The 17,258-nt window shown below is 43.4% G+C and carries 13 protein-coding genes; 3 read left to right on the top strand and 10 right to left on the bottom strand.

All coding sequences use genetic code 11. The features are described from left to right. Positions 1-14 precede the first annotated feature (14 nt). The 10 genes from guaD to gcl all read right to left on the bottom strand — a co-directional run bounded on the left by guaD (position 15) and on the right by gcl (position 13,571). The gene (guaD, locus tag K358_RS0101670; protein WP_027695198.1) at positions 15-1,325 is read right to left on the bottom strand and encodes a guanine deaminase; all 1,311 of its coding nucleotides are present in this window, start codon (positions 1,323-1,325) and stop codon (positions 15-17) included. A 55-nt stretch (positions 1,326-1,380) separates the two neighbouring features. Further along, a complete protein-coding gene (xdhC, locus tag K358_RS0101665) occupies positions 1,381-2,262 on the bottom strand; it encodes a xanthine dehydrogenase accessory protein XdhC (protein ID WP_051241129.1) in 882 nt (293 codons plus the stop codon). Positions 2,263-2,422: 160 nt separating this feature from the next. Then, entirely contained in the window at positions 2,423-4,840 is a 2,418-nt protein-coding gene (xdhB, locus tag K358_RS0101660; RefSeq protein ID WP_027695196.1) for a xanthine dehydrogenase molybdopterin binding subunit, read from the bottom strand. Then, a complete protein-coding gene (xdhA, locus tag K358_RS0101655) occupies positions 4,833-6,329 on the bottom strand; it encodes a xanthine dehydrogenase small subunit (protein WP_038149486.1) in 1,497 nt (498 codons plus the stop codon). The genes xdhB and xdhA overlap by 8 nt, the downstream gene beginning before the upstream one ends. Before the next feature lie 264 nt (positions 6,330-6,593). Then, on the bottom strand, positions 6,594-7,793 hold the full coding sequence (locus K358_RS0101650; protein ID WP_027695194.1) for an amino acid permease: 1,200 nt from the start codon (positions 7,791-7,793) through the stop codon (positions 6,594-6,596). A gap of 410 nt (positions 7,794-8,203) precedes the next feature. Continuing rightward, positions 8,204-8,809, bottom strand: a complete 606-nt coding sequence (locus K358_RS0101645) for a MarC family protein (protein ID WP_027695193.1) — start codon at positions 8,807-8,809, stop codon at positions 8,204-8,206. 36 nt (positions 8,810-8,845) lie between these two features. Further along, the gene (locus K358_RS0101640; protein ID WP_027695192.1) at positions 8,846-9,463 is read right to left on the bottom strand and encodes a TetR/AcrR family transcriptional regulator; all 618 of its coding nucleotides are present in this window, start codon (positions 9,461-9,463) and stop codon (positions 8,846-8,848) included. A gap of 519 nt (positions 9,464-9,982) precedes the next feature. Beyond that, the gene (locus tag K358_RS0101635) at positions 9,983-10,879 is read right to left on the bottom strand and encodes a 2-hydroxy-3-oxopropionate reductase (RefSeq protein WP_027695191.1); all 897 of its coding nucleotides are present in this window, start codon (positions 10,877-10,879) and stop codon (positions 9,983-9,985) included. Positions 10,880-10,936: 57 nt separating this feature from the next. Continuing rightward, positions 10,937-11,713 (bottom strand): hydroxypyruvate isomerase, encoded by a 777-nt coding sequence (hyi, locus tag K358_RS0101630; RefSeq protein ID WP_027695190.1) that lies wholly within the window; start codon positions 11,711-11,713, stop codon positions 10,937-10,939. A gap of 82 nt (positions 11,714-11,795) precedes the next feature. Then, positions 11,796-13,571 carry a glyoxylate carboligase gene (gene gcl / locus K358_RS0101625; RefSeq protein WP_027695189.1) on the bottom strand — a complete coding sequence of 592 codons (1,776 nt, stop codon included), beginning with the start codon at positions 13,569-13,571 and terminating at the stop codon, positions 11,796-11,798. A 448-nt stretch (positions 13,572-14,019) separates the two neighbouring features. On the opposite strand from gcl, the gene aceB reads away from it, so the two are divergent. The 3 genes from aceB (at position 14,020) to K358_RS0101610 (ending at position 16,957) form a co-directional block, all read left to right on the top strand. Further along, positions 14,020-15,624 (top strand): malate synthase A, encoded by a 1,605-nt coding sequence (aceB, locus tag K358_RS0101620; protein ID WP_156888670.1) that lies wholly within the window; start codon positions 14,020-14,022, stop codon positions 15,622-15,624. 81 nt (positions 15,625-15,705) lie between these two features. Then, positions 15,706-16,137 (top strand): GlcG/HbpS family heme-binding protein, encoded by a 432-nt coding sequence (locus K358_RS0101615; protein WP_027695187.1) that lies wholly within the window; start codon positions 15,706-15,708, stop codon positions 16,135-16,137. A gap of 85 nt (positions 16,138-16,222) precedes the next feature. Further along, entirely contained in the window at positions 16,223-16,957 is a 735-nt protein-coding gene (locus K358_RS0101610) for a GntR family transcriptional regulator (RefSeq protein WP_027695186.1), read from the top strand. Positions 16,958-17,258: the final 301 nt, after the last annotated feature.

Raw genomic sequence — 17,258 nt, 5'->3', positions numbered from 1 at the left:
TATACCCAAGTAACTTAGGTATAGGCCTTATAAGCCAAATCACCATAAATATACGTCGCATGTACGGTTCGGTCATCACCTAAGCTCATTAGCACGAATAGCTTCTCTTCCAAGGTTTTGGCCTGCTGCATGCGAAACTTCATTAACGTGGTTGCACTGGGTTCTAGCACCACGAAGTCCGCTTCTTTTCCGACTTCTAAACTGCCAATTTTATCATCGAGATATAAAGCTTTTGCGCCGCCTAGTGTCGCTTGATAGAGCGATTTCACCGGGTGCAGTTTCTTTTGTTGCAGCTGCATAACTTTGTAGGCTTCACTCATGGTTTGCATCAGTGAAAATGACGTACCTGCGCCAACATCGGTACCCATTCCTACTCGAATTCCAAACTCTTCAATGCGATTTAAATCAAACAAACCTGAGCCTAAAAATAAGTTAGAGGTTGGACAAAATGCAATCGCAGAACCCGTATCTGACAAGCGTTGGCATTCACAATCCGATAAATGTACTCCGTGAGCAAAAACTGATCTCGGGTGCAATAATCCGTGATGATCATACACATCTAAATACCCTTCTTGCTCTGGGAATAAAGATTTCACCCATTCGATTTCTTGTTTGTTTTCCGATAAATGCGTGTGCATGTAGACACTAGGGTATTCTTGCAGCAACTTGCCCACCATATCGAGCTGTTCTGGCGAGCTGGTTGGCGCAAAACGTGGCGTTACTGCATAAGATAAACGACCATTGTCATGCCATTTTTCGATCAGTTCTTTTGAATCTTGGTAGCCGCATTCTGGTGTGTCGGTCAGGTAGTCTGGGGCGTTACGATCCATTAATACTTTACCGGCGATCATACGTAGATTACGACGCTTGGCTTCTTGGAAAAATACATCAACCGATTGTTTGTGCACCGTACCAAAAACCAATGCGGTAGTCGTACCGTTGGTGGCCAGTTCGTCTAAAAATATTTTCGCAACTTTAGCGGCATATTCAGGGTCTTTAAAACGCTCTTCTTCGGGAAAAGTGTAGTTTTCTAGCCAATCAAGAAGTTGCTCGCCATAAGAAGCAATCATACCGGTTTGAGGATAATGAATATGAGTATCAACAAATCCTGCTGTGATGATTTTATCTTGATAGTTGACCATCTCTAGCTCGCCATTTTGCTTGGCCAGCGTTTCAACATAATCGCCTACATCGGTAATCAAACCATTTTCAACCACGAGCAAACCGTCTTCAAAATAACGGTAAGCTTGCTCGATACCCACTTCACTTGGGTCGGCAATCAATTGAATAATAGAACTGCGATAACCTGTTTTGACTTGTGACATTCATTGATTCCTTTTCTTCAATCCTTTGCCTATTAGGCGTATTCCTTTTTGTCGCTCAACCTGCTAAGACATTATTCTTTAATGAAAGATGATTTAACGGGCGCTTGGCTTCTAATGTTTCGCCTTGATAGTGAGCAATTAACTCACCTGCCACCGAAACGGCAATTTCAGCAGGATGCTTTCCTTTTACCATTGAAATCCCAATTGGGCATTGCATTTTTTCTATCATACCTTGCTCAAAGCCGCGATGGGCTAACCGCATATCAAACTTTTTGCGTTTCGTTTGAGAGCCAATCATGCCGAAATAGCTAAACTTATCGTGAGTTAAGATTTCACGCGCTAAATCGAAATCAAGCTGATGATTATGCGTCATCACTAGGTAGTAGCTATTGGCTGGCATGTGCTTAATTTCACCCACCGGATCATCACTGACTAGCTTATGAACATTCGGGGCAAGCTGCGCTGGAAACTCGGCTTCACGCTCATCGATCCAAGTAATTTTAAACGGCAGGGTTTGCACGATATTCACTAACGCTTTGGCGACATGCCCTGCCCCTAGCAACACGAGATGATGTTGATTAAAACCAATCGGTTCAAAGCTCAAGGTTGCCATGCCGCCACAACATTGCCCTAAGCGTGCGCCTAGATTAAAGCGTTCGATATGGATTTTATTATCCGTTTGCCCATTACCAATTTTCATCAACATTTCACGCGCCATTTTTGTGGCAAGGTGCTCTAAGTGACCGCCACCAATCGTGGCATAAAGCTCTTTGCGAGTGACGATCATCTTAGTTCCAGCGTCACGAGGCACTGAGCCTTTGTCTTCCAATACAGAAACCAAAATACACTCTTCACCTTGTTGCTCTAACAAGGCGAGTTGTTGGATCCAAGAGACTTGGCTAGTCGGGTTCGAATGTTCACTTCCATAACTAGACATAGCTATTTCCTTGTAATAGGAGATGAAGCCGTCATCCTGAATAGCGACGAAGGAGCGTAGTTCAGGATCTCCATCAGTAGGCGGTAATGGTTAATCAACCAAAAACACTTTTGGAATGACGCAATATTTATTACGAGTATCAAAAACACCATATACTCATTTAGGCTTGTACTCGATTGTTCTCAGCTAAAGCCGCTTTCACCGTAGAACTCCCCGCTCTCGCCTTCTCCATTGCCCATAGCACTCGCTCTGGTGTAGCTGGCGTATCAAGATGCACCGTCACTCTTTCACCCTCTTGAGCATTTTCTAATGCCACTGCATGTACGGCATCTTTAAGCGCACTCCATACTGACATGCCTAGCATAAACGGTGGCTCACCGACGGCTTTCGAGTTGAACACGGTATCTTCTGGGTTGCTGCGGTTTTGCACGATATTGGTTCTAAAGTCGATTGGCATATCGGCAATGGCAGGAATTTTGTAACTTGCCGGGCCGCTAGTCATTAAGCGCCCTTTTTCATTCCACACCAATTCTTCGGTCGTCAGCCAACCCACACCTTGTATGAAGCCGCCTTCTATCTGACCAATATCTATCGCAGGGTTTAGTGATGCGCCAACATCATGCAAAATATCAGTACGTAGAATCTTGTACTCACCGGTTAAGGTATCGACAATCACTTCTGAGCACGACGCGCCATAAGCAAAGTAATAGAATGGACGACCGCAAGCTTTCTCATGATCATAATAAATCTTCGGTGTGCGGTAGAAGCCAGTGCTCGACAACGATACTTGGTTGAAATACGCCTGTTGAACAAATTCAGCAAACGGGATCAATTGATCACGCACTTCCACTACACCATTGTTGAATATGACTTCTTCTGGAGTCACTTTGTAGTGATTTGCAGCAAACTCAATCAAACGTGCTTTGATTGTCATCGCAGCATTTTGCGCCGCTTTACCGTTCAAGTCCGTACCCGACGATGCTGCAGTTGGCGAGGTGTTTGGTACTTTGTCAGTATTGGTTGCCGTGATTTGAATTTGATCGATATCGACACTGAACTCTTGCGCGACAATCTGCGCCACTTTGGTATTCAAACCTTGCCCCATTTCCGTACCACCGTGGTTCAGATGAATACTGCCATCGGTATAGATATGAATCAGCGCACCGGCTTGGTTTAAGAACGTGGCGGTAAACGAAATACCAAACTTCACCGGCGTTAATGCAATGCCCTTTTTCAAGATTGGACTATTGGCATTAAATTCCGCTATTTCTTTACGGCGTTTTTGATATTCACTGGTTTTTTCTAGCTCTTCTGTAATTTCGAGTAAGCAGTTATCTTCTACTTTTTGATAGTAGTGAGTGGTATCGCGACCTTCTCCGCCGTAGTAGTTTGCTTTACGAATTTCCAGCGGATCTTTACCAAGATAATGGGCAATTTCATCCATGATGTGTTCAATAGTCATCATGCCTTGTGGGCCACCGAAACCACGGTAAGCGGTATTGGAAGCGGTATTGGTTTTACAGCGATTGCCCACGACTTTGGCATCACCTAGATAATATGCATTGTCTGAGTGGAACATTGCGCGGTCGACAATTGAATGTGATAAATCAATCGAATAACCACAATCACCGGAATTGATTAATTCTGCGCCATGAATGCTTCCATCATCATCAAAGCCAATACGGTACTGGTTGTAGAATGGGTGACGTTTACCAGTCATGATCATATCGTCATTACGCCACAAACGAATCTTGGTTGGCTTTTGGGTCAAGCTCGCAATCACAGCAGCAATACAAGCTGGCGCATTGGCTTGGGTTTCTTTGCCCCCAAAGCCGCCGCCCATACGACGCATATCCACCACTACTTTGTGCATCGCAACGCCCAATACTTCTGCCACTACCTTTTGAATTTCAGTTGGGTTTTGCGTTGAGGTATAAACAATCACCCCACCATCTTCGGCAGGTACGACGCTACTGGCTTGAGTTTCTAAATAGAAATGCTCTTGACCACCAATATTCAGCTCGCCCTCTAATACGTGTTTGGCGGAAGCGAGTGCACCTTGGTAATCACCACGCTGTTGCACATGAGTTTCATGCACGAAGTGCTTTTTCTCGAGTGCTTCTTTAACATCCAAAATAGCCGGTAGTGATTCAAATTCGATCTCAGCGGCTAAAGCTGCTTTACGCGCGGTTTCCATATCTTTTGCAGCTACTGCAATGATCGGTTGGCCGTAATATTCCACGACGCCATCGGCTAATAATGGATCGCCAGGAAATACTGCGCCGATATCCAACTCACCCGGCACATCTTTACTAGTAATGGCAATCTCAACACCATCAAATTCGTAGCAAGGATCGGTATTAATACTGACAATCTTGGCATGCGCTTCGGTGCTTAAACGGCAATAAACATGCAACTGATTCGGGAACTCTAAACGATCATCAATATAGACCGCTTCGCCTGACACCTGCTTATCGGCACTATCATGCTTAACTGATTTACCTACGCCAGTTTTCAGATCTTGCTTATATTGTGCGAGTAGCTCGTCGTAGCTTAATTTTGGAGAATGATTAGACATAAGACGTGACCCTCGTTTCAATGCTGTGTTGCTTAAAGTTATTACTGTTTTGCTGTGACATGACCTTGGTTTGTTGCTCTAGGAAAAAACGGAGCAGCATGTTGCAGGCGGTTTTAGAGCGATATTCTTTACTGGCCCTAAAGTCAGACAGTGGCTCAAAATCTTCCGCCAACTTCACCATTGCTGCTTCAACTGTCGCTTTATCCCATGCCTTGCCTATTAAGGCTTTTTCACATAAGTCAGCACGTTTTGGCGTTGCTGCCATACCACCAAATGCCACGCGAGCATCCACGACCACATCATTTTCAATGGTGAAATTAAACGCGCCGCAAACGGCTGAAATATCATCATCAATACGTTTTGATAATTTATAGGCGCTGAAAAACTGCTGATCGTTATTATTTTCAAGATCATCCGGCTTAGGAATAATGATTTGTTCGATGAATTCGGATTCTTGCTGAACCGTCACTTTGTAATTAATGAAGTATTCATCAATTTGAACTTCTCGAACCTGCTGCCCTTTTCGCAATTTCAGACGGGCATTAAGCGCAATAAGAAGAGGGGGCGTGTCACCAATAGGAGACGCATTGGCAACATTACCCCCAATAGTACCTTGGTTACGTACTTGCAATGACGCAAAGCGATGCAGTAAGTGACCAAAATCTGGGTAATATTTTGCGAGTGTCGCGTAACAATCGCTGAGCGGCATATTGGCACCAATCACGATATCTTGTTCGGTTTCACGAATGGTTTTCATATCCGCAACGCCAGTGACGTTAATCAGTGTTTCAATTTCACGGTGGAATTGCGTGACTTCTAGCGCGAGGTCGGTACCACCAGCGACCAATTTTGCTTTTGGATGACGCTCGTATAATTCGGCTAATTCATCGGTCGTGGTTGGTGAGAAACTGGTTAAGTTGCCCAGAACTAAAGGCGCAGTTTTGGATTCAATCTTCTCAAGTTTGGCGGTGGTTTGTTGCTCAAGCTCGGCAAATTGATCAAGTAAAGGTTGGTCTGAGCTTAACGATAAAGCTGCATCGACAATGGGACGATAACCAGTACAGCGACAAAGGTTGCCCGCCAATGATTCCATCACATCTTCTTTATCCGCACTTGGTTTGTTCTTACTCAAAGCAAACATCGACATAATAAAACCCGGTGTACAGTAGCCACATTGCGAACCATGAAAGTCCACTAATGCTTGCTGTACTGGGTGAAGTGATTGTTTGTTTTTAAGATCTTCGACCGTAATTAACTGCTTGCCGTGTAATGACGACACAAAGGTCAAACATGAATTGACACTACGATATTGCAACTTGCCATCCACAAGCTCGCCAAGTACCACAGTACATGCGCCACAATCACCAGAGCCGCAACCTTCTTTAGTGCCGGTTTTATGTAGCTCGGTACGTAGGTAATTTAACACTGTCATATTTGGTGAAATATTGGTTTCACGCTTCAGTGTTTGATTGAGTAAAAACGTAATCAAAGTGCTTCTCCTGTGCTCACTTATTCGCTATTGGAGAACGGATTTTTTATCGTACCGTTTAACCTATAGCTCACTTCCTTTGCATTAAGTATTGGATTTCCTGACTCAACGGTCAAGTTTTGGTGATCACATTTTTTAAACAATTTTGCAACACTTTGATTTGGTGTATTTTAATTTTTCCTCTTCGGTCTTGAAAAAACAAAAATGCCGACACTAGGCCGGCATTAGAAAGGATATTGCTATACCCAAGTAAACTATTTTAGGTTAACTAAAGAAAGTCGAAACCAGAATAAACGCGCCAAACAACAATGAAGCGACTAAAGCAATGTTACCACCACCTGCCGTATAAGCACTTGCTTGTGATGCCACTTTAAAGCTTGGTTTTCGTACATTCCAAACCATGGCTAACGGTCCCCAAATCGCTAGGAAGACTAAAGTAATACCAGCGTAGTCCAGCATATTGAGGAATTTGTTTGAAAATAAATTGGTCACTAACAGTGGCAAAATGAAAGTCAGAACAAAAATTAACCCAGCCGTTACCTTGCCCTTTTCTAGCTTAGTACGATTAACAATACCCGCAATCGCATCTTTGTTTTGGTCAAATAACGCCATCGACACGCCAAGAAACGACGTCACTAATGCCAAGGCTGAAAAGACAGCGATAATGGTTTTAAGTGTGCCAGACGAGCCGCCAAATGCCGCGATAAGCTGCGAAATATCTTCAAACTGACGAATTTCAGCCGTACCTAGGTTGCCTATAATTGCCAGCAGCCAGGTTAGATAACAAATCAGCGGGATCACAGAGCCAAGCAAAACCATATTGCGCATCTGCTTAGGTGTCGCTTCTTTGTTGTACATAACCAGCGATGGGATCACGACCATAGATGCAAAACTGGTAAAAATAGTGGTGCTATGTTTAACCACATCTTTCCATAAAAAGTTTGGCGTTTGCTCTAGGTACTCAATGTGAATATTGGTAAACAGTGTCACTACAACGGTAACCAACATAGTGATCATCAAAATGAACAAAACACGGTTTAGCATATCGATATACGATTTACCCGCGATGATCACCACCGCCATGACAAAAGTAAATACCGAGTAACAAATCGATTGAGGAACATCAAAACCGATACCCGCCAATAAGTTATGGAACAGGTCACCAATACCGAGAATGTAAGCAACTAAAATACAAATTAGCAGCATATAAAAGAAGAAGTTGATGACGAATTTTCCGCTGGTTCCCAAAGACAGCTGAGCAACGCTATTCATACCGCCATTTTGATCGGTTTTGGTACAGGCTTCTGTTAGTAATAAAGAGCCATAAGTGGTACCCACAAAGATCACTAACATCAAAATTAAACTAACCGTAAAGCCAAATTGAGCTAATGCCATTGGAATGCCTAACATTCCGGCACCTAGTGCAGTCCCCGACAAAATCAAAGAACTACCGAATAATTTCATATTCACTGCATCGGTCCTTTTACATTGGTTATCCTATATGGCAAAGCATCAGCAGAGTAATCCGCTGCTTTTTAAAAAATTAAACATACAGGGTATTTTTTAAGACGCGCAGTGTAACAGAATATTTTTCTTTTTTAGGTAGGATTTGCCTGAGACTGAAACTAAACACTATTTATCTGCAAATATAAAAAATAATAGTGCATGAAGCTAATCATGATCTATAAATTAGAGTTTATCATTGGTTTTATTGGCTATTACAGAATCAAACTTAGATTAAAATGCTAAAAATCGAAATTTTATAGCCTATCAATTCACCAGGAAAATAACGCAGAGCAAAGCAACAAGCACGACGAAGTCGCTAGCAACCAAAACACAACAAGTTACTCACATTTTAAATACATTAATTAAGGTTAGAATAAGAAGTTCTTCACACCTGATAGCATAAACTGAGCACCCATCGCGATCACAATTACCCCCATATAACTGGTAATCATTTTCTTAACCATGGTTGGCTCTTTTTGCTCTTTAGAAAGCGCAATAAATGCCATCAAAACACCCAATAAAACCAGCATAGCAATCGCTACACCGATCACTGCGGTATAAGGGATTAATGCATCATGATGCGATGCGGCAACGGTAATGACCCCAGTAATGGTGCCGGGGCTTGCAGCAAATAAAACTAATCCGGTCGTTTTATGGCTGCTTGTCGAATGAAGATCTGAGGCAGGAAGCGGCGGTCGTTGTGCTGAAATGATCATCTGCACACCAATCCAAATCAAAATACCCCCGCCGGCACATGAAAAAGCGGGTAATGAAATGCCAAAAGCTTGAAGAACCGAAGTACCCGCAAATGCTGCGATCAGTAATACAGTCGCAATGGTTAACACTGACTTTATCGATTCTTTATATTGTTGAGATTTACTCTGTCCACGTGTGGCATCGGCAAACATTTGCGCACAAATGGCGGGGTTGACCAAAGCAAGTATAGTGATGATAGCTTGGGTATAATGCTGCATAACAACCTTTAAGGTATACGGTAAGTAACGACTATTTTAACTATTGTTAGAATTAACGCCACAGCCTTTTAAGATCATTGAAGTTAAGAACTGCGCTGCTTCATCGTAATCTTTACGTGCCAATTTCTTTTTATTCATCACCCGACAAATCTGCCAACCGAAATCCGCATACGTTTGCGTCGCCGCCCAAATAGTAAACATTAAATGGTGTGGAGAAACCTCATCCATTCTGCCCTGCTCAATCCATGACTGAAACTTAGCAATGATCATTTCAGACTGCTGTTGCAATTCATCTTCAATATCTTTGGGTAAAGATTGCCCGCCCGACATCACTTCATTCGCAAATACTTTGGAAGCATAAGCATGATCGCGAGAGATAATCAGTTTGGTCTTAATATATTCGGTTAACGCTTCGATAGGATCATCAAGCTCTTGAATAGGCTTGGACGATTGCAGTAAGGGCACAGTCACGCTTTCAAGTACCGCGCGATAAAGGTTATCTTTGGAATTGTAGTAGTAATAGATATTTGGCTTAGGAATGTTGGCTTCTTTGGCAATATCTGCCACTTTGGTTGCTGCGTAGCCATATTTAGCAAAATGCTGGCTGGCCGCTTCAATAATGACGCTTTGATTTCGTTCTCTCACCTTTGCCACTTAGTCACTCCCGTCTTGTTACCAAAATCCGTTGTGATTAGTGTTTTATCATAGCGAGCAGGAAATTCATCCTTTTTTTCCAATCCATTAGCTAGAAATGGGGATGTAGCCAGAAATAGGCTTTAAGTCACTTGGGTATAAACATGGGATTAAAAAGTCCCGAGCGGCATCATTACCTCATTAATCCGTCGCACACAAAACTAAGATTAATTTTTCAGCCACTCGGGGCGCACTAAAGGAGACAAAAAGTGCGGTAAAAACTGAGTCCTTGCGGAATGAAAGGTTTATTCCCAAATATAAACCGAACATGCCAGTTCAATGCAAACACTCAGTTATACCCTTCGTAATTAAAGCTGCAGCTTTGTTGCCAGCGTTCATTCACCTCAATCACATAGGCAAGCTATGCTCATGAGGATTCATTCACTTGTCGCCTCACTGCAACTCCAATTACTTTGGGTATATAGCAAAAAATCGAAATTCAAAGGTATCTAAAGCCTATTCCTCTAAATACCAACAATACTACTCTCCACGAATATTATGCTTACCACGCGCTTCAATGGCTTTGATTAAGGCAGAGTGATCCCAGTTCGAACCATCCATCTCAGCACACTCGCCAAATAATTGTTGAGCGGTCGCAGTATTCGGTAGATCAAGACCGAGTTGCTCAGCGCCGGTTAACGCAAGGTTTAAGTCTTTTTGGTGAAGGGCGATTCTAAAGCCTGGGTCGAATGTGCCTTTCACCATACGCTCACCATGCACTTCCAAAATCTTTGAGTTAGCAAAACCGCCCATTAGCGCATTACGCACTCGCGCAGGATCCGCACCGGCTTTTGAAGCAAACACAAAGGCTTCGGATACCGCTTCAATATTTAGCGCGACAATAATTTGGTTAGCGACTTTACAGATTTGACCTGCGCCATTATCGCCCACTAGCGTAATGTTTTGTCCCATCACTTCAAATAGAGGCTTGGCACGTTCAAACGCCGCTTCACTACCACCGACCATGATCGTCAGCGTGGCATTAATTGCCCCCACTTCACCACCAGAAACCGGTGCATCTAGGTACTCTGCGCCACACTCTTTAATTTGTTTAGCAAACTCTTGAGTTTCAATTGGCGCAATCGAGCTCATATCAATTACTAGCTTACCTGCTGATAAACCTTGCGCGATACCGTTGTCGCCAAATAGTGCATCGGCAACATCTGGTGTATTTGGCACCATAGTAATAATCACATCAGCTTGCTGTGCTGCTTCTTTGCCACTGTGTACAACGGTCGCACCGCCATCGACTAGCTCTTGAGGTGGCGCAACAAAGTGGTCAGAAACCACAATCGAATAGCCGGCTTTCTGCAAGTTAATCGCCATTGGTTTGCCCATGATGCCAGTACCGATAAATGCAATTGTTGGTGTAGTCATAATCTCATCCTTAAAATCTGTTTTTCTTAATTGAGTGAAAATTTAAAATTCATCTTTTTAAGCGAGCTCTTTCATCCAGCTCAAGCCTTCGACAGTGGTCGTCTTCGGCTTATATTCACAACCAATCCAACCGTCGTAACCAATGCTATCTAAATGGTTGAACAAGAATGGGTAGTTGATTTCGCCAGTACCCGGTTCATGTCGACCTGGGTTATCCGCCAATTGAACATGTTGAATTTGGCCAAGATGCTCACTCAAAGTTGGCGCTAAATCGCCTTCCATGATTTGCATGTGATAAATGTCGTATTGGAAATTCAAATTATCACTGCCTACCTTCTCAATGATGTCGAGGGCTTGTTTAGTATTGGTTAAGAAAAAGCCCGGAATATCACGAGTATTGATTGCTTCAATAATCAAGCTGATGCCATTTTCTTTCAGCGCTCCAGCGGCAAAGCGTAAATTACTCACAAAGGTTTCTTCTGCTTGCTGAGCTGTCACGCCATCTGGCACGATACCGGCAAGGCAGTTGACTTGGTTACAATCAAGCGCTTTGGCATATTGAATCGCCTTAGTGACGCCTTGTTGGAATTCTTCTACTCGACTTGGATCAACCGCAATACCGCGATCGCCCGCTTGCCAATCACCGGCGGGTAGGTTGAATAACACTTGTTTTAGGTGGTTAGATTCCAATACACCTTTGATAGTGCTGGCTTCAAAATCATAAGGAAATAGGTACTCTACTCCCTGAAAACCGGCTTGTGCGGCTTGTTCAAAGCGTTGTAAAAAATCCACTTCGGTAAATAGCATTGATAGATTTGCCGCAAACTTAGGCATATCCTTCTCCTTTTTCTGCAACTAAAAATAGATATTCAAACATTGAAGAAGCTGCCAATTCGACAGCCCTTCAATGGTGTCATTACTGGTTAAAAGTAATCGCGGTTGGGGCGTCGCCCTGCTCTCCAGCTAAGCTTTCAAACTCATTGATGCCGTCAATTTCCACACCCATTGCGATGTTGGTTACGCGCTCTAGAATGAATTCAACAACAACTGGTACACGGTGTTTTGCCATCAGTTTCTTCGCTTCTTCAAACGCGGCTGGCGCATCTTCAGGATTACGAACACGAATCGCTTTACACCCTAGCCCTTCTACAACCGCGACATGATCGACCCCATAGCCTTCCATTTCTGGTGCGTTTTGGTTTTCAAAAGCAAGCTGTACACAGTAATCAATATCAAACTGACGCTGAGCCTGACGAATCAAACCAAGGTAAGAGTTGTTCACTACTACATGGATATACGGCAGATTAAACTGCGCACCAGCGGCTAATTCTTCGATCATAAATTGGAAGTCGTAGTCGCCTGAGATCGCCACAATCGGACGGTTTGGATCCGCCGCGCGAACACCTAGCGCAGCCGGAATCGTCCAACCTAGTGGGCCAGCTTGACCACAGTTGATCCAGTGACGAGGTTTATACACATGCAAGAACTGCGCGGCGGCAATTTGCGACAAACCAATGGTGCTGACGTAACAGGTATCCTCACCAAACGCTTTGTTCATTTCTTCATAAACTCGCATTGGCTTCATTGGAACTTCTTCAAAGTGAGTTTTACGTAACAAGCTTGATTTGCGTTCAATACACTCACCAACCCAGCCAGAACGATCTTTTAACTTGCCTGACGCTTGCATTTCTTTCGCCACATCTAAGAACAGCGTTAATGCGGATTTTGCATCTGACACAATGCCAAGATCGGGGCAGAACACGCGGCCAATTTGCGTCGGTTCAATATCCACATGCACAAACTTACGACCTTGGGTATACACATCGACCGAACCGGTATGACGGTTTGCCCAGCGGTTACCAATACCTAATACAAAATCAGACGCTAACATTGTTGCATTACCGTAACGGTGAGAGGTTTGTAGCCCAACCATGCCAGCCATCAGTTCATGGTTATCTGGAATACTGCCCCAACCCATTAGCGTTGGAATAACCGGAACATTTAAGATCTCGGCAAGTTCTTGCAACTCAGCACTCGCGCCAGCGTTAATCACACCACCACCAGACACAATCAAAGGCTTATCTGATTCAGTTAACATCGTCAGCGCTTTTTCTACTTGGCTGCGGGTTGCGGTTGGTTGATACGGCTCAAGCGGCTCATAGGTATCAATATCAAACTCAATTTCAGCCAGCTGTACATCAATCGGTAGATCGATTAATACTGGGCCCGGACGCCCTGAACGCATAATGTGAAATGCTTGTTGAAATGCACGTGGCACTAGCGCTGGTTCTAGAACGGTCGTCGCCCATTTGGTCACTGGTTTAGCAATGGATTCAATATCCACCGCTTGGAAATCTTCTTTGTGCAAACGAGCGCGTGGTGCTTGACCGGTAATGCATAAAATTGGAATCGAATCTGCTGATGCCGAATACAAGCCAGTGATCATATCGGTGCCCGCTGGGCCAGAGGTCCCGATGCACACGCCAATATTTTTATCATTGGTTCGGGTGTAGCCTTCTGCCATATGCGAAGCACCTTCCACATGGCGCGCCAGTACATGGTCAATTCCACCAATCTTTTTCATTGCTGCATAAAATGGGTTGATTGCCGCACCAGGTACACCAAATGCGATATCCACCCCTTCCCTTTTTAATACTTCTACTGCAGCTTCAATCGCTTTCATTTTAGCCATAACTCAATTTCCTTTCGATATTGTATACAATTAAAAATACATTATTCAGTCTAGACGCGACAATTTGAATTGTGCAAATAAAAAACAAAAATATTTTTAAATAAAGTGCTGATATTGAGTTAAGCCACTGCCTACAAAGCAATTAAAACTGATCCGACCAAGTGTTGTGCATTTTGTTTGAGTGCACAAAACGTTAAATAAACTTTGATCTTTTGTGAAAACGAGGATATACCTAGACAAGAAATCAAAACATTAATGTACACAATATTGTTTAGATAAACACAAATACAAGAAATACGTAGATAAGATTCATACCAATCAAATTAATTAGGTGATTGGTATAAAAGCTCAAAATCGCCCCAACGCTTTTGGGTTTACCCGTATTGACTGCTCGTACATGTTCATAAAGGAGACGATTATGCACAGCACTGAGGACCGTGAAACAGACATGCAATCCCAGCAATCGCGCGCGATTAATGTGGTTGGTGAATTATCAACAGAACAACAAAAGGCCATTCTTTCTGAACCTGCTTTAGATTTTCTGAATGCCTTAGTGACGAAGTTCAGCGCGCCATTAGAACAAGCGCTGCACCTACGACGTGAACGTCAAAAGCAATTTGATGCTGGCGAGCTGCCTGATTTCCGTGAAGACACCAAAAACATTCGCGAAGATAAAAGCTGGAAAGTCGCTCCGATCCCAAAAACATTGCAGGATCGTCGAGTCGAAATCACCGGCCCTGTTGAGCGCAAGATGGTGATTAACGCCCTCAATTCAGGGGCGAAAATCTTCATGTGCTGTTTTGAAGATGCGTCTTCTCCAACGTGGGAGAACATGTTAGATGGGCAAGTCAATTTACGTGATGCCAATGCTGGCACCATCAGTTACTACGATGAGAAAAAAGATAAACAATATGACCTAGTTGCAGAGCCTGCACAGCTACTGGCTCGCCCTCGTGGCTTGCATCTACCTGAGCGTCATATTGAATATAACGGCCAGCCAATTGCCGGTTGTTTAATGGATTTTGCTTTGTACTTCTTCCATAACTACCAAACTCGCGCTAAGCAAGGCGAAGGCGTGTACTACTACATTCCTAAGTTAGAAAGTATGGAAGAAGCCAAGTGGTGGGATGATGTGTTCCGCTTTACCGAAGAGTACTTCAAGGTAGAAATCGGCACGATTCGCGCGACAGTATTAATTGAAACCCTTCCTGCGGTATTCCAAATGGAAGAGATTCTGTATGTAATGCGTGATCATATTGTGGCAATGAACTGTGGCCGTTGGGATTACATCTTCAGCTACATCAAAACATTGAAAAATCATAAAGATCGCATTTTGCCAGACCGCCATAGTGTAGGTATGGACAAACCATTCTTGAACGCTTACAGCCAACTATTGGTGAAAACTTGTCACGCTCGCGGTGCATTAGCGATGGGTGGTATGTCAGCGTTTATTCCAAATTCCGATCCTGCGGTTATGCAGCAGGTATTGACCAAGGTAGAAGAAGATAAGAACCGTGAATCTTCTAACGGTCATGATGGTACTTGGGTTGCTCATCCGAAGTTAGTGGATGTGGCAATGGAGATTTTTGATAACAAATTGGGTGGGCAAGTCAATCAAATGGATTTTGACAGCAGCCATGTAGGTAACATTACTGCAGAACAATTACTCGCGCCATGTGAAGGGCCACGTAATGAAGAAGGCTTACGTAAAAATATTCGTATCGCACTTTATTACATTGAAGCCTGGATCAGCGGTGTAGGTTGTGTGCCAATCTACGGCCTAATGGAAGATGCAGCAACGGCGGAAATCTCGCGCGCTAGCATCTGGCAGTGGATTAAACACGGCGTGAAACTAGACGATGGCCAAGTGGTAACAGAGGAATATTTCCGAACTCTGTTGGCAGAAGAATTAATTACGATTAAACAAGAAGTTGGCGAGCAACGTTATGCTCAAGGACGATTTGAAGAAACGGCCAAGATGTTCGATACCTTATCGACCCAAGACGATTTTGCAGAGTTCTTGACTCTACCGAGCTACCCGCTTCTTTGTTAATAACCAGTGGTGAGTCACGCTTTCTTTATCGAGCCAAAACGTATAAGAACGCGTGATTCATCCTTATTAATGAGGATCCTGATCATGAGTTTGACACTGCAACAAGCATTAAGTATCACCCAAGGTGCGTTTAGCACCGCATTAGACTTAAAAAGTGCTCCACTCACTGTGGCGGTTTTAGACAGTGGTGGCAAACTGGTTTCCCTACAACGGCAAGACGGCTCTAGCATGATGCGGCCTGATATTGCCATTGCAAAAGCGTGGGGAGCCCTTGCATTAGGATGCTCATCAAGAAAGTTGGCTCAAGATGCCGATGCCCGACCCGCCTTTATTTCTGCGATCAATGTACTTGCTCATGGTAATATGGTCCCCGTTCCTGGTGGTGTATTGGTTCGTAATGAATCGAATCTGGTTTTGGGTGCAGTTGGGATCAGTGGCGATTTATCAGACTTAGATGAAAAATGTGCTCTGGATGGCATTTTGCATGCAAAGTTGTATTCATCTGACACTTAGATAAACTAAGGTCTATAATGTACAATCTATGGGCGTTGTTATTATTCATGTTGTTAACGCCCACCACTTTTCAGCAGATTAGGCCATGACTAAATTAAGTAAGTTATCGAATACAAAAATTCAAGCGAAAGCCAATAATCAAACTCAAGATGATGTGGTGTACTGCCACATCTTTGATGCGATTCTAGAGCAACGTTTACCTCCTAGCACCAAGCTTAATGAAGAATCGTTAAGTGAAATCTTTGGTGTTAGCCGAACCATTATTCGTCGTGCTTTATTACGTCTCTCTCTAGAGCAAGTCGTCGATATCAAACCTAACCGCGGCGCGACCGTTTCTGCTCCAACCATAGATGAAGCAACCCAAATTCTAAAAGCACGTGAAATTGCAGAACTTGCAGTAACCGAACTGGCAACCGAAAACTGTCACCCTCATCAAATGCAAGTTTTGCGTAATCTCGTTACTAGTGAAAACGAAGCGATAGCCAATGGCGATGTCGGCAAAGGCATTCGCCTCTCCGGTGAGTTTCATATTGAGCTCGCTAAAATGGCGAAGAACGCACCGTTATTACACTTCTTACGCAGCCTAGTTTCTCAAACCTCACTCTTGATTGCTCAGTATGAAGGCAGTAATAACAGTAACTGTTCTCAAGATGAGCACACCAACCTACTCAATGCCATTGAAGCCGGTGACAAGCAAACCGCCATTCACTTAATGGAACATCACTTACAGCACATCAAAGCCAATTTAAACTTAACCGATGATGCTACTTCAAGTGATTTACATGTCGTGTTCTCCAATGTGATTCGCTCAAGAGCATAATCAAGCGCTTGTTCAGCAAGATTCAATAAAATCAGAAAGGCAGAGTGATTAAACTCTGCCTTTTTTGGTTTTGTGGGAGAGGGATAAAGAATAGTACTGGTTGTTTTGGATATTTTCTGAAAGTTGTTTTTGAGCAAAATTTTGTTAGACCTGATGCTCTAAAAGGGTTCTATCAGATTAGAAAAGTATCTTGAAACCTTAAACGTTTGTATGGGAAATTAACTCTGCTTTTGGGTAATGTGAGACCCAGGCTTTAGCTGCAACTAAAGCTCTCTATGTAGTAGTTCGTTTGAACGCTGGC

Origin of the sequence: Vibrio litoralis DSM 17657, from assembly GCF_000426765.1 — a bacterium.
Taxonomy (GTDB): domain Bacteria; phylum Pseudomonadota; class Gammaproteobacteria; order Enterobacterales; family Vibrionaceae; genus Vibrio; species Vibrio litoralis.
This window is presented reverse-complemented; position numbering and strand designations above follow the sequence as displayed.

Coding starts and splice junctions, on each gene's coding strand:
- guaD (WP_027695198.1), bottom strand. CDS start 1,325: ATGTCACAAGTCAAAACAGGTTATCGCAGTTCTATTATTCAATTGATT.
- xdhC (WP_051241129.1), bottom strand. CDS start 2,262: ATGTCTAGTTATGGAAGTGAACATTCGAACCCGACTAGCCAAGTCTCT.
- xdhB (WP_027695196.1), bottom strand. CDS start 4,840: ATGTCTAATCATTCTCCAAAATTAAGCTACGACGAGCTACTCGCACAA.
- K358_RS0101650 (WP_027695194.1), bottom strand. CDS start 7,793: ATGAAATTATTCGGTAGTTCTTTGATTTTGTCGGGGACTGCACTAGGT.
- K358_RS0101645 (WP_027695193.1), bottom strand. CDS start 8,809: ATGCAGCATTATACCCAAGCTATCATCACTATACTTGCTTTGGTCAAC.
- K358_RS0101635 (WP_027695191.1), bottom strand. CDS start 10,879: ATGACTACACCAACAATTGCATTTATCGGTACTGGCATCATGGGCAAA.
- hyi (WP_027695190.1), bottom strand. CDS start 11,713: ATGCCTAAGTTTGCGGCAAATCTATCAATGCTATTTACCGAAGTGGAT.
- gcl (WP_027695189.1), bottom strand. CDS start 13,571: ATGGCTAAAATGAAAGCGATTGAAGCTGCAGTAGAAGTATTAAAAAGG.
- aceB (WP_156888670.1), top strand. CDS start 14,020: ATGCAATCCCAGCAATCGCGCGCGATTAATGTGGTTGGTGAATTATCA.
- K358_RS0101610 (WP_027695186.1), top strand. CDS start 16,223: ATGACTAAATTAAGTAAGTTATCGAATACAAAAATTCAAGCGAAAGCC.